The 16606-nt window shown below is 68.4% G+C and carries 18 protein-coding genes and 1 pseudogene; 13 read left to right on the forward strand and 6 right to left on the reverse strand.

All coding sequences use genetic code 11. The annotated features are described in order from the left end of the window. Window positions 1–34: 34 nt before the first annotated feature. The 7 genes from ABD156_RS40945 to ABD156_RS40975 all read left to right on the forward strand — a co-directional run bounded on the left by ABD156_RS40945 (window position 35) and on the right by ABD156_RS40975 (window position 7659). Window positions 35–985: a DUF1177 domain-containing protein gene (locus tag ABD156_RS40945; protein ID WP_344286426.1), complete on the forward strand. Its 951-nt coding sequence runs from the start codon at window positions 35–37 to the stop codon at window positions 983–985. Next, on the forward strand, window positions 982–2322 hold the full coding sequence (locus ABD156_RS40950) for a cytosine permease (RefSeq protein ID WP_344286427.1): 1341 nt from the start codon (window positions 982–984) through the stop codon (window positions 2320–2322). The genes ABD156_RS40945 and ABD156_RS40950 overlap by 4 nt, the downstream gene beginning before the upstream one ends. Continuing rightward, a complete protein-coding gene (locus tag ABD156_RS40955) occupies window positions 2319–3608 on the forward strand; it encodes a M20/M25/M40 family metallo-hydrolase (RefSeq protein ID WP_344286428.1) in 1290 nt (429 codons plus the stop codon). The genes ABD156_RS40950 and ABD156_RS40955 overlap by 4 nt, the downstream gene beginning before the upstream one ends. Window positions 3609–3637: 29 nt before the next feature. Then, on the forward strand, window positions 3638–4372 hold the full coding sequence (gene pepE, locus ABD156_RS40960) for a dipeptidase PepE (protein ID WP_344286429.1): 735 nt from the start codon (window positions 3638–3640) through the stop codon (window positions 4370–4372). Window positions 4373–5008: 636 nt separating this feature from the next. Further along, window positions 5009–6295: an MFS transporter gene (locus ABD156_RS40965; protein ID WP_344286430.1), complete on the forward strand. Its 1287-nt coding sequence runs from the start codon at window positions 5009–5011 to the stop codon at window positions 6293–6295. A 65-nt stretch (window positions 6296–6360) separates the two neighbouring features. Next, a complete protein-coding gene (locus ABD156_RS40970) occupies window positions 6361–6867 on the forward strand; it encodes a MarR family winged helix-turn-helix transcriptional regulator (protein WP_344286431.1) in 507 nt (168 codons plus the stop codon). 87 nt (window positions 6868–6954) lie between these two features. Continuing rightward, entirely contained in the window at window positions 6955–7659 is a 705-nt protein-coding gene (locus ABD156_RS40975; protein ID WP_344286432.1) for an alpha/beta fold hydrolase, read from the forward strand. Between the two features lie 84 nt (window positions 7660–7743). Here ABD156_RS40975 and ABD156_RS40980 read toward each other — a convergent pair whose 3' ends face one another. Then, complete coding sequence (locus tag ABD156_RS40980) at window positions 7744–8202, reverse strand: Lrp/AsnC family transcriptional regulator (RefSeq protein WP_344286433.1); 459 nt, start codon at window positions 8200–8202, stop codon at window positions 7744–7746. A 63-nt stretch (window positions 8203–8265) separates the two neighbouring features. On the opposite strand from ABD156_RS40980, the gene ABD156_RS40985 reads away from it, so the two are divergent. Both ABD156_RS40985 and ABD156_RS40990 read left to right on the forward strand, forming a co-directional pair. After that, complete coding sequence (locus ABD156_RS40985) at window positions 8266–8982, forward strand: AzlC family ABC transporter permease (RefSeq protein WP_344286434.1); 717 nt, start codon at window positions 8266–8268, stop codon at window positions 8980–8982. Beyond that, window positions 8975–9304 carry a branched-chain amino acid transporter permease gene (locus tag ABD156_RS40990; RefSeq protein ID WP_344286435.1) on the forward strand — a complete coding sequence of 110 codons (330 nt, stop codon included), beginning with the start codon at window positions 8975–8977 and terminating at the stop codon, window positions 9302–9304. The genes ABD156_RS40985 and ABD156_RS40990 overlap by 8 nt, the downstream gene beginning before the upstream one ends. Here ABD156_RS40990 and ABD156_RS47920 read toward each other — a convergent pair. After that, a pseudogene (locus ABD156_RS47920) lies at window positions 9221–9499 on the reverse strand (helix-turn-helix domain-containing protein); the annotation flags it as partial. The gene ABD156_RS40990 and the pseudogene ABD156_RS47920 overlap by 84 nt on opposite strands. Window positions 9500–9892: 393 nt before the next feature. On the opposite strand from ABD156_RS47920, the gene ABD156_RS40995 reads away from it, so the two are divergent. Both ABD156_RS40995 and ABD156_RS41000 read left to right on the forward strand, forming a co-directional pair. Further along, window positions 9893–10366 (forward strand): hypothetical protein, encoded by a 474-nt coding sequence (locus ABD156_RS40995; RefSeq protein ID WP_344286436.1) that lies wholly within the window; start codon window positions 9893–9895, stop codon window positions 10364–10366. Then, a complete protein-coding gene (locus ABD156_RS41000) occupies window positions 10363–10788 on the forward strand; it encodes a nitroreductase family deazaflavin-dependent oxidoreductase (RefSeq protein ID WP_344286437.1) in 426 nt (141 codons plus the stop codon). Before ABD156_RS40995 ends, ABD156_RS41000 begins: the two co-directional genes overlap by 4 nt. Window positions 10789–10988: 200 nt before the next feature. Here the strand turns inward: ABD156_RS41000 and ABD156_RS41005 are convergent, their stop codons facing one another. The 3 genes from ABD156_RS41005 to ABD156_RS41015 are packed head-to-tail and all read right to left on the reverse strand — an operon-like array spanning window position 10989 to window position 12591. Further along, window positions 10989–11663 (reverse strand): CE1759 family FMN reductase, encoded by a 675-nt coding sequence (locus tag ABD156_RS41005; RefSeq protein WP_344286438.1) that lies wholly within the window; start codon window positions 11661–11663, stop codon window positions 10989–10991. Then, window positions 11660–12118 carry a MarR family winged helix-turn-helix transcriptional regulator gene (locus ABD156_RS41010; RefSeq protein ID WP_344286439.1) on the reverse strand — a complete coding sequence of 153 codons (459 nt, stop codon included), beginning with the start codon at window positions 12116–12118 and terminating at the stop codon, window positions 11660–11662. The genes ABD156_RS41005 and ABD156_RS41010 overlap by 4 nt, the downstream gene beginning before the upstream one ends. Continuing rightward, on the reverse strand, window positions 12118–12591 hold the full coding sequence (locus ABD156_RS41015; protein WP_344286440.1) for an LLM class oxidoreductase: 474 nt from the start codon (window positions 12589–12591) through the stop codon (window positions 12118–12120). The genes ABD156_RS41010 and ABD156_RS41015 overlap by 1 nt, the downstream gene beginning before the upstream one ends. Window positions 12592–12820: 229 nt before the next feature. On the opposite strand from ABD156_RS41015, the gene ABD156_RS41020 reads away from it, so the two are divergent. Next, the gene (locus ABD156_RS41020) at window positions 12821–13657 is read left to right on the forward strand and encodes a hypothetical protein (protein ID WP_344286441.1); all 837 of its coding nucleotides are present in this window, start codon (window positions 12821–12823) and stop codon (window positions 13655–13657) included. A gap of 1488 nt (window positions 13658–15145) precedes the next feature. Here ABD156_RS41020 and ABD156_RS41025 read toward each other — a convergent pair. After that, window positions 15146–15451, reverse strand: coding sequence for a GNAT family N-acetyltransferase (locus ABD156_RS41025; protein ID WP_344286442.1), 306 nt, complete (start codon window positions 15449–15451; stop codon window positions 15146–15148). A 63-nt stretch (window positions 15452–15514) separates the two neighbouring features. Here ABD156_RS41025 and ABD156_RS41030 point away from each other — a divergent pair, with 63 nt between their 5' ends. After that, window positions 15515–16366 (forward strand): hypothetical protein, encoded by an 852-nt coding sequence (locus ABD156_RS41030; protein WP_344286443.1) that lies wholly within the window; start codon window positions 15515–15517, stop codon window positions 16364–16366. Window positions 16367–16606 lie beyond the last annotated feature (240 nt).

Here is a 16606-nt window from a genome sequence, read left to right on the forward strand (position 1 = left end):
CACCCCCGGCGGCCTGACTTCTCAGAGGAACCACATGCTCAAACACGTCCTGGAACTGCTCGAAATCCTCGACGACCCGGCGGTGACCGGGAAAGAGGTCGTCGCCTACCTCGACGCCGTCGCCGGCGCCCCGGGCAGCGGCGCGGAAATCACCACGGTGACCGGCGACGCCGGACGGACCGACTTCGTCCGGGTGCGGGTGCCCGGCAGCCGGGGCCGCACCGCGGGCGGCGACGCGCCCACCCTCGGCGTGGTCGGCCGCCTCGGCGGAGTCGGCGCCCGGCCGGAGGTGACCGGCTTCGTGTCCGACGGGGACGGCGCCGCCGCCGCGCTGGCCGCCGCCGCCAAGCTGCTGTCCATGCGGGCTCGCGGGGACGTGCTGGCCGGCGACGTGCTGATCGGCACGCACATCTGCCCGGACGCGCCGACGCTGCCGCACGACCCGGTGCCGTTCATGAACTCGCCGGTCGACATCGCCACGATGAACAGCTACGAGCTCTCCGCCGAGATGGCCGCCGTGCTGTCGATCGACACCACCAAGGGCAACCGGGTGATCAACCACCGCGGGCTCGCGCTGTCCCCGACCGTGCGCAGCGGCTATATCCTGCGCGTGTCCGAGGGCTTGGGCGAACTGCTGGAGACGGTGACCGGCGCGCCGCTGGTGACCTACCCGATCACCACGCAGGACATCACGCCCTACGGCAACGGCGTCTACCACCTGAACTCGATCCTCCAGCCCGCGACCGCGACGGACGCACCGGTGGTCGGACTGGCGATCACGTCGGCCGCGACGGTGGCCGGCTGCGCCACCGGGGCGAGCCACGAGACGGACATCGCCGCCGCCGCGCGCTACGCGGTCGAGGTCGCGAAGCAGTTCGGCGCGGGCACCCTGCATTTCCACGACGAGACGGAATTCGCCAACCTGCAGACCCGCTACGGCTCGATGGCGCACCTGCAAACCCTGGGCACGGAGGTGGCCGGATGAGCACCGCGACGAAACCCGCGAAGCACGCCAAAAAGCGGATCGGCAACGACGACTACTCCCTGCGCCGCGTCCCCGAGAACGCCCGTTACGGGTTCGGGTCGATGCTGCTGCAGTGGCTCGCCCAGTCCGGGTCGCTGTCCCAGTTCGTGCTCGGCGCGACGCTCGGCGTCGGGATGCGGTTCTCCGACGCGTTCTGGGCGTTCACCCTCGGCGCGGTGATCCTGGAGGTGGTGATCTTCCTGATCGGCCTCGCCGGGCAGCGCGAGGGCCTCACGATGACCATGCTGACCCGGTTCACCGGCTTCGGCCGCAACGGGTCCGCGCTGGTGAGCCTGGTGATCGCGATCAGCCTGGTGGGCTGGTTCGGCGTGCAGAACGGCATCTTCGGCAAGAGCATGAACGCGCTGGTCGGCGGGCCGGTGTGGCTGTGGTGCGCGGTGTCGGGCGTGGTGCTGACGCTGCTGGTGATCTACGGCTTCAAGTACATGATGTGGCTGGCGAAGATCGCGGTGCCGCTGTTCTTCGGGCTCGTGGCGTGGAGCGTGATCTCCACGCTGTCGGAGCACTCGGTGGGCGCGCTGATGTCGGCCGCGCCGACCGCGACCGCGATCTCCATCCCGGCCGCGGCGACGATCATCGCCGGCGGCTACATGACCGGAGCCGTGGTCGCCCCGGACATGACCCGGTTCAACCGCAAGGGCTGGCACGTCCTGCTGCAGAGTTCGGCGTCGATCGTCCTGTCCGAGTACATCGTCGGCATGACCGGCGTGCTGCTCGGGCACCTGGTCGGCAGTTCCGACGTCACCCACATCGTACTGTCCACCTCGGGCTTCGTCGGCCTGATCGTGGTGGTGCTGGCGACCGCGAAGATCAACGACTGGAACCTGTACGGCTCTTCGCTGGGCGTGGTGAACTTCGTGCGGACTGTGTTCGGCCGCCCGCTGCACCGCGGCGTCGTCACGCTGGTGATCGGGATCGCCGGGACGGTGCTGTCCGCGGTCGGTTTCCTGCAGCACTTCACCGCGTTCCTGTCGCTGCTGGGCGTCGCGATCCCGCCGGTGGGCGGGATCATCGTGGCCGAGTACTTCCTGGTGCGGCGGCTTTCCACGCCGCTGCGGGAAACCCGGGCGGCCGGGCGGGTGCCCGCCACGATGCCGGTCTGGGTGCCCGCGACGCTCGCGGTGTGGGCGGCGGCGTTCTGCGTCGGCAAGTTCGTGCACTGGGGCATCCCCGCGCTGAACTCGCTGCTCACCGCCGCGATCTTGTACACGGTGCTGGGCTGGGCCGGGCTGATCCGGCCGGTGGGCTCGGCGGAACTCGAGGAGGTGCCCGCGTGACCAGCGCACAGGACGAGGTGGTCGACCTCTGCCGCGACCTGATCCGGATCGACACCTCCAACCCGGGCGCGTCCGAACGGCCCGCGGCGGAGTATGTCGCGGAGAAGCTCGCCGAGGCCGGGCTGGAACCGACTCTGGTGGAAAGCGCGCCCGGCCGGGCCAGCGTGTTCGCCCGACTGTCCGGAGTGGACTCTTCGCGGCCCGCGCTGCTCCTGCACGGGCACCTGGACGTGGTGCCCGCGGACGCCGACGAGTGGAGCGTCCCGCCGTTCTCCGGGGAGATCGCCGACGGCCTGCTGTGGGGTCGCGGCGCGATCGACATGAAGGACTTCGACGCGGCGATCCTCGCGCTGGCGCGGCAATTCGGCCGCACCGGCGAGAAACCGCCGCGAGACATCGTGTTCGGCTTCCTCGCCGACGAGGAGGGCGGCGGGAAGTTCGGCTCGCACTGGCTGGTCGAGAACCGCCCGGACCTGTTCGAGGGCGTGGGCGAGGCGATCACCGAGGGCGGCGGCGTGTCGTTCGACCTCGGCAACGGCAGCCGGCTGTATCCGATCGAATGCGCGCAGCGCGGGCAGGCGTGGCTGCGCCTGGTCGCCACCGGCCGCGCCGGCCACGGCTCCTCGCCGAACGACGAGAACGCGGTCACCGATCTTGCCGAATCGCTCGCCCGGATCGGACGGCACCGCTTCCCGATCCGGTTGATCGAACCGGTGCGGGCGCTGCTGGAACGGGCGGGCGAATTGCTCGGCGTCCCCTTCGATCCGTCCGATGTGGACGGAAGCCTGGCGCGGATGGGCCGGGTGGGGGAGCTGGTGAACGTCATCCTGCGCAATTCGGCGAACCCCACCATGATCTCCGGCGGGTACCAGGTCAACGTCATCCCCGGCCGGGCCACCGCCGCGGTCGACGGCCGGTTCCTGCCCGGGTACGAGCAGGAACTGCTGGACACCATCGACGAGCTGCTGCTGCCGTCGGTGCGCCGCGAGTTCATCCACCGGGACATCGCGATGGAGAGCGGTTTCGACGGTCCGCTGGTGGACGCGATGTGCGCGGCCATCACCGCGGAGGACCCCGACGGCCACCCCGCCCCGTACTGCAACGCCGGCGGCACCGACAACAAGGCGCTGTCTGCGCTCGGCATCCGCGGCTTCGGGTTCAAAGCGCTGCGCGTCCCGCCGGAACTGCCTTACAACCGGCTGTTCCACGGCGTCGACGAGCGGGTGCCGCTGGAGTCGTTGCGGTTCTCCGTCCGGGTCCTGGACCGGCTGCTGCGGACTTGCTGAACAATGGCGGGAGAACCGAGGAGAATCGCGTGACTGACTTGCTGTTGCTGTCCAACTCGACCAACCACGGCCGCGACCCGCTCGAACACGCGCGGGACGCGGTCGCCGAGGTGCTCGACGGGCGCACCGAGCTGGTGTTCGTGCCGTTCGCGCTGGCCGACCACGACGGCTACACCGAGCGCATCGCGACCGCGGTGGCACCGCTCGGCGTGCGGGTACGCGGGCTGCACACCGCCGCCGACCCGGTCGCCGCGGTGCGCTCGGCTCCGGCGGTGTTCACCGGCGGCGGCAACACCTTTCGCCTGCTGGCCGAGCTGTACCGTCGCGAGCTGCTGGAACCGTTGCGGGACAGGGTTTCCGAGGGAATGCCCTACCTCGGAGCCAGCGCGGGAACCAACATCGCGGGCCCGACTGTGCGTACCACCAACGACATGCCCATCGTGGAGCCGCCGAGTCTCACTTCGCTGGGTTTGGTGCCGTTCCAGCTCAACCCGCACTACGTCGACCCCGACCCGGCCAGCAGGCACATGGGGGAGACCCGGGAGAAGAGGCTCGCGGAATTCCACGAGTGCAACGACATTCCGGTGCTCGGCCTGCGCGAGGGCACGTGGCTGCGGGTGCGCGGAGACTGGGCGGAACTCGCGGGCGTGTCCACGAGCGGCGGCGCGCCCGGACGGCTGTTCCGGCGGGGTGCGCCGGGTGAGGACGTCTCCGGCGACGTCAGCGACCTGCTCGCCCCCGCGAGCGAACCGGTGTGGGGCTGACACCGGTCTGATTGGCCGAAAAGAAGGGCTGGGCCTGCGGGCTCAGCCCTTCTTTTGTCGGGACACCTTATCCGTGGCGCGGCGTGGACGATCGGTGCCCTCCGCCAACCACAGGCATCCGCGGTCTCGTCGTCGTACCTGCGGAATCGAGCCCGCCGCGAGCCACGCCGGGGGAGTTCGGTCCGGTATCACCGCCTGCCTCATCGCCCCGGGCCGTTGCCCCGCGCCGTCGCCTCGCCTCGTCGCCCGCCCCGCTTCATCGCCCTGCGCCGTCGCCCGGCCTCGTCGCTGCCCCGTCCCGTCGCCCCGCATCATTGCCCGCCGCGCCGCCGCGCCGCCGCGCCGCCGCGCCGCCGCGCCGTCGCGCCGCCGCGCCCGCCGTCCCGTCGCGCCGTCCCGCCGCCGCGCCGTCCCGCCGCGCCCGCCGTCCCGTCGCGCCGTCGTTCGCCCCATCGCCCTGACCTGCCAAGAGAACTCGCCCTCCGAAAGGATCATGCCTGGATAGCTTGACACAAGCATCTTAGGGCAAAGATACTTGCCCGGCGACCCCGCCGGCCGAGGCGGCCGGTCCGGCGCCGCGGCGGGTCCGCGCGGTCCGGGCCGCCTCGCGATGGTCCGGCCCGGAAAGGAACCGTCGTGACCGTGCTGAGGGAAAACCGCCGACCCGGCACGCCGCTGTCCGCGTGGCTGGGCGTGCTGGCGCTCCTGGTGGTCGTGGCGGTCTCGTACATCGACCGGGTCAATGTGTCCGTCCTGATCACCGATCCCGCCTTCACGCAGCACTTCGGGATCGCGGGCAACCGGGCGGCGCAAGGCGCGCTGATGACGCTTTTCCTTGCCGGCTACGGAATCGCGGCCATGCTGATCACCCCGTGGTACGAAGCGGTGTTCGGAGTGCGGCGTGGGTTGCTCGTCAGCCTGGTGTGCTGGGCGCTGTTCACGCTCGCGTCCCCGTACGCCGGGGGCGCGGTGGTACTGCTGACGCTGCGGTTCCTGCTCGGCGCCAGCGAAGGACCGCTGTTCTCGCTGAAGACCATGTACGTCAAGGACAATTTCGCCGAAGGCGCGTGGGGCAAGCCCAACGCGGTCAGCTCGATGGGCGTTTCGCTGGGCACGGCGCTGGGCATCCCGGTGATCACCTTCGCCCTCGTGCACTTCGGCTGGCACGGCTCGTTCCTCCTGCTCGCGGCGCTCAACCTGGTGGTCGGGCTGCCGCTGGTCGCCGTGTTCGTCCGAGCCGCGCGGCATCGGACGTCCGTGCGGCAGCCCGCGCTGCGGCGGTTCGCCGGAGCGCTGCGCACGCCCAAACTCGGCTGGATCCTGCTGATCGAGGTGGCCACGCTCGGCTATCTGTGGGGCAGCACCTCCTGGCTTCCGTCGTATTTGCTGCAGGCGCGGCATTTCTCGCTGGCGCAGATGAGCGCGCTGTCGGCGCTGCCGTTCGTGGTCAGCCTCGGATCCGGTTTCCTCGGCGGGTACCTCATCGACCGGATGCCCGCCCGCCGGGTGCCGCTCGTGCTGGTGATCGGCAGCGTCGGCACCGCCCTGTGCGCGACGACCGTGACTCTCGCCGATTCGCGCTGGCTCGCCGCGGCGACGCTGATCCTCGCCAACGCGTTCTGGGGCCTGCAGGGGCCGGCGATTCCGACGCTGGTGCAGCAATACGCGCCGGCGGGCACCGTCGGGAGCGCCTACGGCCTGATCAACGGCGTCGGCAATCTCGTCTCGGCGCTGCTTCCCACGTTGATGGGCGTGGCGATCGCCGCGGGCGGCGACCACGGATTCGCCGCCGGGTACGCACTGCTTGCCGCGACGCAGCTGCTCACGCTGCTCGGCGCGGTCGTGCTCCTCCGCGGCCGCGGCCCGGCCGGAAAAGCACCCGCCGCGGCCGCTCTGCCCGCGGTGCCGGAAGAGTCCCGTTAGGACGGACGCGGCGTCGCGCGAACACCGGATAGGCTCCTTCTCCCACTCTGGCGAACAAGGAGTCGATGACGATGGACCCGGTCGATCAGGTAGTCGCGGACTGGGCGCGGCAACGTCCGGACCTGGACGCCTCGCCGATCGCGATCTTCGGCCGAGTCCGGCGGATCGCCGACCTCGCCGCCGGCAGCCTCCGCGGCTACCTTGCCTCGTACGGCCTGACCCCGGGCTCGTTCGACATCCTGTGCAACCTGCGCCGAGGCGGCCGTCCCTACCGGAAGACGCCGTCCGAACTGGCCGCCTCCGCACTCGTCACCTCGGGCGCGCTGACCGGACGGCTGGACGCACTCGAACGCGACGGCCTGATCCGCCGCCGCGACCACCCGGCTGACCGCAGGGTCAGCTACGCGGAACTGACCGCCGCCGGCCGCAAGCTCATCGACCGCGTCCTCGAAGGACACCTGGACCGGGAAGAAGCGCTTCTGTCCACTTTGAGCGAAACCGACCGCAAGGACGTCGAACGTGCCCTCGCGCTGTTGGAAGACACAGTCCGGAAGGCTTCTCGAGCGCAGTAACCCGCAGGTGTTCATTCGGGCAGAGAACGAACCCGCCGGAGCCAAGCGGCCTCCAGCGCCCTCGCGGGCGTGGATAGCGTGATAATCATGAGCGCCGAGAAGCCGACCACGTTCGTCCTGATCCACGGAGCCTGGCACGGCCCGTGGTGCTGGGAGCGGGTGAGCGAGCACCTGATCGCGCGCGGGCACGAGGTGATTTGCCCGTCGCTGCCGTGCGACAACGCCGAAGCCGGCCAGGATGAGTACCTCGCGGTGATCGAAGACGCGCTCCGCGGCCGGTCCGACGTCGTACTCGTCGCGCACTCGATGAGCGGCATGGTGGCCCCGCTGGCGACCGGCAACCCGGCGGTCCGCTCCCTCATCCTGCTCGCCGCCCTGCTGCGCGAACCCGGCACGGCACTGTCGGACGACGGAGCGGCGCCGCTGGCCGAGCCGCTGCAGAAGGCGGTCGCGAACGCCGTCGTGAACGAATCCGGCTGCGTGGTCCTGGCCCCCGCCGACGCGACCGAGGTGCTGTACCACGACTGTGCCCCGGCGGACGCCGCCGATGCGGTCAGCCGACTGCGTCCCAGCGCGAACACCGTGGGCCAGCAAATCTGCCCCGACCTGCCGCAGCGCCGCGTGTCGACCACGTATGTGTCGTGCCGCGACGACCGCGCGGTGAACTGCGACTGGAACGCCGCCCGCGCCAAGGAACTGCTCGATGCCGAGGTCTGCGAGATCGACGGAGGACACTCGCCGTTCTGGTCGGCACCGGAACAATTCGCGGCGCTGCTGCTCGAACTGGCCTGACGGAACGCCTCGCTCACGGCACCAGTTCGGGGCAGGAATCGGCGGACCTTTCGCCGGCCCGCTCGGCGGTCGAGGCGACCGGAGTCAAGCCTCGCCCTTGATTTTCTTCATCGTCAGATGGGACGTGACCCGCAGGACGCCGGGCAGGCCCGAGAGCTTCCGGGTCTGGAACTCCTCGTAGGCGGCGTGGTCGGCGACCGCGACGCGGATGAAGTAGTCGGGGCGGCCGAAGAGCCTCCGGAACTCGATGACTTCCTCGTAGGAGGCGATCGTGTCCTCGAGCGCCTCGATGGTCGCCCGGTCGGTCGCATAGACCTCGAGGTCGATGAGCGTTTCCAGCCCCCGGCCGACGGCTTCGGGATCGATCACCGCGCGGTAGCCGGCGATCACTCCGGCCTCTTCGAGGCGCTTGACCCGGCGCAGGCACGGGGGAGGGGTGAGCCCGACCCGCTTGGCGAGTTCGACGTTGGTCAGCCTGCCGTCCTGACGCAGGTGAAACAAAATATCCCGATCGAGCGCGTCTAGCCTAACTACATTGCTCACCGGCCCATCGTAACGCCATGATCGGACACCAAATTAGCCGAGGGCTGACGTAGTGTTCCAAGAGTGGAAACCGTCTCCGACCTGGCTGTTCGTGATCGCCCGCCCGCTCTGGCCGCGCTGAAGGACTGCGGGTCCGTCGGCATCGGCCTGGTCCCGCTCGGCCTCGCCTTCGGCGCGTTCCTCACGCATTCGGGCCTCGCCTGGTGGTGGGCGACGGTGTTCACGACCTTCATCTACGCGGGCTCGTTCGAGTTCCTGCTCATCGGCCTGGCCGCCGCGGCCGCTCCGCTGGCGTCGATCGGGCTCTCGGCGTTCCTGGTCAACGTCCGCCACGTCTTCTACGCCCTTTCCTTCCCGCTGCACCGCGTGCGCGGCCGCAGGGCACGCGCGTACAGCACTTTCGCCCTCACCGACGAGGCGTACGCACTGTCCACAACAGACGCTGCCCGCGAGTGGAACGGCGCGCGAATCCTGTGGCTGCAACTGTTCCTGCACCTGTTCTGGGTCGGCGGAGCGACACTGGGCGGCCTGCTCGGCTCGCTGATCCCCAGCGGCGTCGTCGGCCTGGACTTCGCCATGACGGCCCTGTTCGTCGTCCTCGCGCTCGACGCGGTCCGCGACCGCAAAGGCGACCTGCCGACTCCGATCCTGGCCGCGCTGAGCGCGGTGGTGGCCCGCGTGGTCTTCCCCGGCCAGCTGCTCCTGGCGGCGTTCCTGCTGTTCGTCGGAGGACTGGTCGTCCGCTCCGTCGTGGCCGAACGGAGCCTGAGCAATGCCTGACCCCGCCTACCTGCTCGCCGCGGTCGCCGTATCCGCCGCGGTCACCTGGGGATTGCGCGCGCTCCCGTTCGCAGTCCTGGCACCGTTGCGCGCCAGCCGGACCGTGCGCTACCTGAGCACCCGCATGCCGGCGGGCGTGATGGTGATCCTGCTCGTCTACTGCCTGCGCGACGTTTCGTGGACGTCCTCGAGCGCCGTCGCCCCGACCGTCGCGCTGGCGGCGACGATCGGCCTGCATCTATGGCGCCGCAACGCGGTCCTGAGCATCGTCGGCGGGACGACGGTGCATGTTTTGCTGGCCAGCCTGCTGTTTCCGGCGTGAGATTTTTGGGCGTTGTCCAGGTGCCGGAGCGGACCGCGTCCTCGACAGCCAGCCTTCGCGCTGGCGGGCCAGCGTTTCGAGCACGTCAGTCTTCGAGCCGAAATGACGGTAGAGCGAAGGTCCGGAGACACCCGCGGCACTGCCGATCTCTTCGATGCCCGAGGCCGCGAACCCGGTGCGGGAGAACGCGATCGCGGCGGCGTGGACGACGCGACCTGTTAGCCGGTCAGTGACTGGCCCGAGTCCCTGTCGGAAGGGATGACGATTCCGAAGACCCCAGTCTGAACGGCGCCGCGATTCGCGGGCCGACTACCTGCTCGCGCCGCGGAACAGAGCGGTGTTGCCACGTGTGGTTCGGTCGCCCGGACCGGTCTCGGCGCGGCGGCGGGCCGTCGCCGGATTCCGGCATTTGGCGCACTAGACAGGGGAAATCGGCAGCGTCCTCCTCGCGGGACGTCCGGATCGGGAGCGCCGAGCCGTCGCCTGCTCGGCCGAACAGCCGGAACCGATCCGCCGCCGTCGTATCGGTGGTGTTCACTGATGCGCGATCCGCAGTCTTCTTCTTGATCGGGGCTTGGTGGTGCCGCGATGTACGAGATTCCGCCGACCGCGGCGATGCGGCGATGGGCTGTCACGATCGACAACGACCTGGCGGCGTTCCGCTGTGCGCCGCGAAGCGAAGGTCCCCCGGATGTCCGGGTTCTGCCGCGGGTGTGGCCGGGGCGAGGGCTCGGGGTCAGCGAAGCCGACGTCCGAGGCCTCGCGGCCGCGGTGGCCGAGGCGATGAAGACGCCCGGCTACTGGATCGCGCGCCGCCGGGCGGGCCGTCCGTGGGAGGACCAGCCGTGGGGCAGCGTGCACCGGGACGCCGAGGAGGGATTCGTCTATGTATCCGGCCCATGCGGCATTCGGGGCGGGTCGGCAGGCTATCGTCCCGTCTCCCGTTTTCCGGTGGCGTTGCAGGATCTGCGCGGTCTCCGGATCCGGCTGACGGACTGCCTTCAAGCGTACGCTGACCGTGCAGTCCGACGTCGACCACACCGCGCGACAGGAGAGCCATGAGCGGCGCACTCGAGGGGAACGCGAAGATCGTCGCGGAGTTCCGGGCGAACGGCGGACGTGTCGGCGGACCGTTCGAAGGTGCGCCGGTCGTCCTGCTGCATCACCGCGGCCGGAAGAGCGGCCGGGATTACGTCAGCCCGGTGATGTACCTGCCGCACGAGACTGATCCTGACCTCGTCTACGTGTTCGCCACCCGAGGCGGTGCGCCGGTCAATCCGGACTGGTACTACAACCTGACCGAGGGCGGCGGCAGCGTAGAACGGGGGACCGAGGCGTACGAAGTGACCGTGCGGGAGTTGCCGGGGGCCGAACGCGATCGCATCTATGCCGAGCAGGCGCGCCGCTACCCGGGTTTCGCGGAGTACGAACGCCAGACCGCGGGAATCCGCACCATCCCCGTCCTCGAACTGGCGCGGGCCTAGCCGGGCGAGCGCGGGGACCGGCTGCGTGGCCCCGGGCGCGGCTGAATTCGGGACTGCTGACGGTGAGTTCGGCGAGCGCCGGGCCGAGAAACATCGTGCTGGCCAAGGTCGGCCGGTCACTCGGTCCCGATGCCGTGGACCGGGCAGCGGAAGGTCACTGCTTGTGGCAGGGGGTACCCGACGGGCACCCAGCACGGGTTTCACTGCCCGCCGGCGGCGAGGCGCATGAGGTCGGTGTCAAAGTCGAGGTCGGCGGCGCTTTTCTCGGCGCGGACGGCTTGGCCGCCGAAGGTGTGCTGGTAGCCGTTCCAGCCGCTGTCGGCGATGTGTTTCGGTGCGTCGGTGCGCAGGAGCGCGGCGAGTTCCCCGGCGGCGCGGGCGATGCGTGCGCCGAGTTCGGGGGAACCCCAGTCTTCGGGCGCGGCGTAAAGGGACGTGGGCACGGGCAGGGCGCGGAGGAAGGCGAACAGCGGGCGGAGCTGGTCGTCGGCGACCATGGCGTGGCGGGCGGTGCCGCCGGTGGCCGCGAGGACGACCGGGACGGCGATGAGCAGGTCGTTGTCGACGAGGTCGGCGAACGACTTGAACAGGCCGCTGATTCCGGCTTTGTAGACGGGCGTCGCGGCGATGACGGCGTCGGCCGCGGCGAGGCGGGAGATCGCGTCGCGGACGGGTTCGGCAGGGAAGCCGGAGACGAGAGAACGGGCGATGTCGACGGCGAGCGGTGCGAGGTCGATGACGCTCACGGTGGCGGTGATTCCGTTGGCGCGCAAGGCGTTGAGACCTTGCTGCGCGATCCGTTCGGCGAGCCGGCGGGTGGACGATTCTTCGCTGACGCCGGCGTTGACGACGACCAGCGTGCGTTCCTGGGTCATGGCGTGCTCTTTCGGTGGGAAGGGGCGGCGGCGGTCAGCGCGTCGGCGAGCGTGCGGAGGGTTTCGAGAGCGGCGGGGTCGAGCGCGCGGGTCATCGCGGCGCGGACCTGACGGGCGTGCGCCCGGCCCAGCTTGCGGTAGACGGCGCGGCCTTCGGCGGTGAGCGCGATCCGGCAAGCGCGGGCGTCGGCGGCGTCGTCGTGGCGCTCGACGAGGCCGCGCTTTTCGAGCCGCGCGACCAGGCGTGACACCCCGGCCTGGGTGAGCAGCGCGTCGTCGATCAGTTCAGTGATCCGGAGGCCGTTGTCCGAAGAGGACAGTGCGTGCAGGACGCCGTACTCGCGAGGCAGGATCTCGCCCCAGTCGCCGGTGTACTCGAATTCGCGGGCGAGGGTGGCCTGGGCTCGCATCAGCGATTCCCAGGCCTCGAGCGCGAGTTTGGCGGTGGATTCCATCAGCGCAGGACCGGGAAACGCGCTTCGACGGACGGGTCGGAGTCCTGGTAGGGCGAGGTGCCGGAGAGGTTGTCGCCGCGGTTCGGGTTGGGGCGCGGCTGGCGCGGCTCGGCGTCGCCGTACTTGGCCGACACGAGCGAGGCGTGCGTCGGCGCGTCCGGCACTTCGGGGGCGCGACGGGCCGCCATTTCCTTGCGCAACACGGGAACCACCTCGGAACCGAGCAGTTCGACCTGCTCCAGCGCGACGTCGACCGGCAGCGCGAGACCGTCCACCGCGAACAGTTGCCGCTGGTAGTCGCCGAAGCCTTCCTGGAAGGTGAGGACCTTGTCGATCACCTGCTGCGGGCTGCCGACGGTGAGCGGCGTGCCCGCCATGTGGTCCTCGAGCCGGGAGCCGCGGAAGATCGGGTAGTTCTCGAAGTAGGGCCGGAAGCGCTCGACCGCGCGAGCGTGCGTCCAACACTCCCGCAAGGGAGTTGGGCAGCTCTCGACAGCGTCGGTCGTCTGTCACGGCCAGGGTTTCGATCGGATCCGCGAGGTTGCGAGCGACTTGGGCGGGCGTGTCACGTTGAACTTGCCCGGTCGCGAGGATACCGCCAACCCCGTCATGTGAAACGTCGGCGCCGGTTGTTGCGACCTATATATGCTAACTGAACGAAAGGTGGTCCAAATGAGGCGCGCGGTTGTTACTCTTCCTGAAATGATCGAATGTGAAACTGGCTTGCTCGGGAAGGTGTATGCATGTGTTATGGGTGGGTATTCTCTTGATTTGATCATGCCGGATGAGCCTGTTGGCTCGAACATGGTTTACGAAAATCGTTTGTCTGCGCCGTCAAGCGATGGATGGGGGATGCGTCAAGATCAAGGGTGGGGCCTGCATCGGGGAAATTTTGCTGTTATCCACTGTCTTGGAATCCAGGTTAAATCGGAAATTCTGGATGACCAAGTAGGCGAGCTGAACGACCTGATCGATGCGTGGGTAGATCGATTTTCCCAATGGGCGGAAATTTTATCCGACGGTCCAACTGGTCTAATAGTCGCTCAGGGGGCAAGTATTGAGTGGGTCGATTTACCCTTTGCTAAATCGTTGCGTCAGCACATCTTTACGCAGGCGAAACCTCTCTCTGAAACTTGTTGGTCGACGGCTGTTGACTGCGCAAACAGGGAGGAAGAACCTCCCCTTGCGCGATCTTTTCTTTTATGGGGAGAAAAAGCGTTTGCGATGCTCAACTGGAGGGCTGCGGTCGTCGACGCCGCGACTGCGTGTGAAGTGGCGTTGCGGTACGCGATAGACGAATACATGGCCAAAAATAATATACCGGTAGGTGTTCGGCGGGCCCTACTCAGAAAATCTCGCAACTTGGGGGCACTTAAGCTGCTCGCCGGAGATCTTGGAATTGATTTACCAGGAGACCTGGAGGAAGCTGTGAATAAACCTCGTAACCGTGTGCTGCATGGCGGCGATGAAACCTGCCGTGATGAGGCGCAAGCGGCCTTGAGTGCCGCCCGCATTCTAGTGGACAAATACAAATGTTAGAGTTCTGATGTTGAAATGGAATGCACTTTGGGGTATTGATCATGATCTTAGCTGGTGCGCTGCGGGGCATTCGTTCGGATTACCCTAGGGATAGCCGAGGCAATTCTCTGGTCGGGTCAAATATCGGGTGGTTCCCCCGCGTGTACGCAGGGACATGTAAACCTGCAGCTCAGCGGCCCTTGTTCGTCCGGTCGGGCTGACAGGATTTGAACCTGCAACCCTTGACCCCCAGGCACTTGACAGGCTCAAAACACCTGGTGGAGTCGCGTTGTTGCCTGACTGCGAGAAGCCGCAAGCGTGCGCGGACGTCCGCTGACGTCCGGATCCGTTGTCAGGCAGTTCGTCAGGCAGCAGGCAAAAAGAATCGTGAGCCGTTGTCCGGGCCAACATGCCGAACCGCTTCAAGGCCGCCAGCCGGATCGGCGGCTCAAGACCCGCGCTTGAGCGCGGTGTAGTGAAATCGAAGAGAATGGCCACGGCGAAGATCGCGCTGGCGCGGCGGTGGCGGGGGCCCAGCGGACGTCGTGTGATGGGCGATCGTCGGCATCGTAGTCCCGATCGCGTACTTCTCCTTCACTACGCCTAAGCCCACCGGCCTTCTCCTTCACTACGCCTAAGCCCACCGGCGTTGTCGGCCTACTGGCCCCGCAGGAGTCCACTCCGCTGGGCCTGGTGACAGTCCTGGTCACCGGCTCGACAGGGGGTCCTGGTCTCCAGCGCGGGCCGCCCGCCATCACCCCGTCCGAGGTCTGCGCGATGGGGCGGGTGCGCGGCCACTGTGCGGCATTTCGCGGCTCTCCCCGAGGTTCGTCCAACCGCAAGTCGGCAAACGTCGGCAAGTGCTGACGTCGCCACGAACGCAGTACCCAGTGCGTCGGGTTCTGTTCGTCGTCTGCAAAACGAGACCCGCTGTTCCGGGTTATTGCCGGAACAGCGGTTTGTTTGCAGGCACCGACGATTTGCCGCCGAGGTGCTGTTGACCTCTAGGCTGTGACTCGCATCGCCAGAAGGTGCCTTCCTCTCGGGCGTGACGGGAAACCCGTCCCGTCACGGTGGGGCTGGTGCCTCACAACAACATGGAAGGTACGGGCGATGTAGATGGATCCCGACGAGGTTCTGTCGAAGCCCTCGGCTGTGGCCGTGGGAGAAGGGAACGCGGAGCGATCCGCGGAGAAGTGGGGCGGGATCACCGTGAGCGTCACTGTGCAGGTGAAGCTCACGGCGACCCGTTTGACGACCTGGTTGATCATCGCCGGTGCGGGGGGGCTTGGCAGTCCGTGCACTGGCGCTGATGTAGAAGGCCGCATTGGGCGGGTTGCCTTGGGCACCCGCCCAACCCTTCACAACCCGCGGTTGGGTTGTCAACACAGTACAGCCCGCGTTGCAGCGCTTACGCAAGACCGAATTGACCGGCTCGAAGCACGTCGAGTTCAACGCCCTGAAACGCGGTTTGAACGGCAGGGGATAAGGCTCCCGAGCGCTGGGGTCTCACAGCCAGTCGTGGTCGCCGTTGGCGCGGCGCATGTGGGAGCAGTAGCCCGGGATTCCGAGCGTGACGGGTTCGGCCAGGTCGAGTGTGGCCCGCAGGGACCGGAGGACGGGGTCGTCGGCGTCGAAGGCCGCGGTGGACCAGTCATAGCCGGGCGCGCTGGCCAGTGCTGCGTCGAGGAGCAGGGTGGCCAGGCCGCGTCGGCGCTGGGTTTCGGCGACGGCGACGCGGGCGAGGACGGCGCGGCGGTCGACCCCGCACAGGTGCAGCGAGACGTAGCCCCACAGCTCCTCTCCTGCTCGCAAGTCGATTCGGCCGAGCCCGCCCGGTCCGGCAAGACGATCCTGGCCGGGTGCGTCGGTTTGCTGGTGGGGCAGCGGGTTCTTACCTGGACCGACAGCGAGGAAGAGCTGCGCAAGAGCATCACGACCGTGCTGGCCGACAGCGTTGGGGTCGTGGTGTTCGACAACCTCACCGAGGGCGAAGTGGTCAACTCCGCCGTGCTCGCCCGGCTGGTCACCGAACGGACCTGGACCGACCGGAAACTCGGCTCGAACACCGCGGCCAACTTCACCAACGACCGGCTCTGGCTCGCGACCGGGAACAACCTGCGCACCGGCGGGGACATGGCCAGCCGGTCGGTGTGGGTGCGCCTCGATCCGGACTGCCCCCGGCCCGAGGCCCGCACCGGGTTTACCATCCCGAACCTGGACAGCTGGATCCTCGACCCTCGCAACCGCGCGGAGGTGCTGCGGCACGTGCTGACGCTGGTGCTGGACTGGACCGCGCAAGGCGCGCCGATCGCCACCGACGTCCCGCAGATGCGCCAGTTCACCCGCTGGGCCCAGTACCTCGGCGGATTCCTCGCCCACCACGGCATCGACGGTTTCCTCGGCAACGCCGACGCCGGCCGCGACTTGGACGAGGACGCCAGCGAGTGGTACGGGTTCCTGTCCACCTGGCACCATCTCTACGGCGAGGAACCCCAGACCGCGCAACAGCTCCGCGCCGGTGCCGAACCCGAGTTCGGCGCACCGGACCAGTGGAAGGGGACGTTCCCGACCACGATCACCGGCAAACCCCTCTCGGCCAAGGCGCTGGGAAAGAGGCTGGCAGGACAGGTGGACAGGTGGCGCGGCGACAAAGTGTTACGCAGCGCAATGGACAACCACAGCAAGATCAAGCTCTACCGCGTCGAACACCGGGCCGATTCGAGCTGATCCCCAAAACAAACCCCGCAAACCCCGCAACAGGCCAGAGAAACAGTTCCTGAACTGCGGAAACGACACCGCAAAGTCTGCGGGGTTTGCTCACCGCGCCGAGACCAGCAAACCCCGCAAACCCCGCAACGTGCGGGGTTTGCGGGGTTTCGACCCCAGCCCCACCACAGCAAACCCCGCAGACAGATCCCCAGGTCCAGGACCACTTTGCGGGGTTTGCGGGGTTGCGGGGTTTGATTT

Origin of the sequence: Amycolatopsis albidoflavus (assembly GCF_039525725.1) — a bacterium.
Lineage (GTDB): Bacteria > Actinomycetota > Actinomycetes > Mycobacteriales > Pseudonocardiaceae > Amycolatopsis > Amycolatopsis albidoflava.

Coding starts and splice junctions, on each gene's coding strand:
- ABD156_RS40945 (WP_344286426.1), top strand. CDS start 35: ATGCTCAAACACGTCCTGGAACTGCTCGAAATCCTCGACGACCCGGCG.
- ABD156_RS40950 (WP_344286427.1), top strand. CDS start 982: ATGAGCACCGCGACGAAACCCGCGAAGCACGCCAAAAAGCGGATCGGC.
- ABD156_RS40970 (WP_344286431.1), top strand. CDS start 6,361: ATGACGATGGACCCGGTCGATCAGGTAGTCGCGGACTGGGCGCGGCAA.
- ABD156_RS40975 (WP_344286432.1), top strand. CDS start 6,955: ATGAGCGCCGAGAAGCCGACCACGTTCGTCCTGATCCACGGAGCCTGG.
- ABD156_RS40990 (WP_344286435.1), top strand. CDS start 8,975: ATGCCTGACCCCGCCTACCTGCTCGCCGCGGTCGCCGTATCCGCCGCG.
- ABD156_RS40995 (WP_344286436.1), top strand. CDS start 9,893: ATGTACGAGATTCCGCCGACCGCGGCGATGCGGCGATGGGCTGTCACG.
- ABD156_RS41000 (WP_344286437.1), top strand. CDS start 10,363: ATGAGCGGCGCACTCGAGGGGAACGCGAAGATCGTCGCGGAGTTCCGG.
- ABD156_RS41005 (WP_344286438.1), bottom strand. CDS start 11,663: ATGACCCAGGAACGCACGCTGGTCGTCGTCAACGCCGGCGTCAGCGAA.
- ABD156_RS41010 (WP_344286439.1), bottom strand. CDS start 12,118: ATGGAATCCACCGCCAAACTCGCGCTCGAGGCCTGGGAATCGCTGATG.
- ABD156_RS41020 (WP_344286441.1), top strand. CDS start 12,821: ATGATCGAATGTGAAACTGGCTTGCTCGGGAAGGTGTATGCATGTGTT.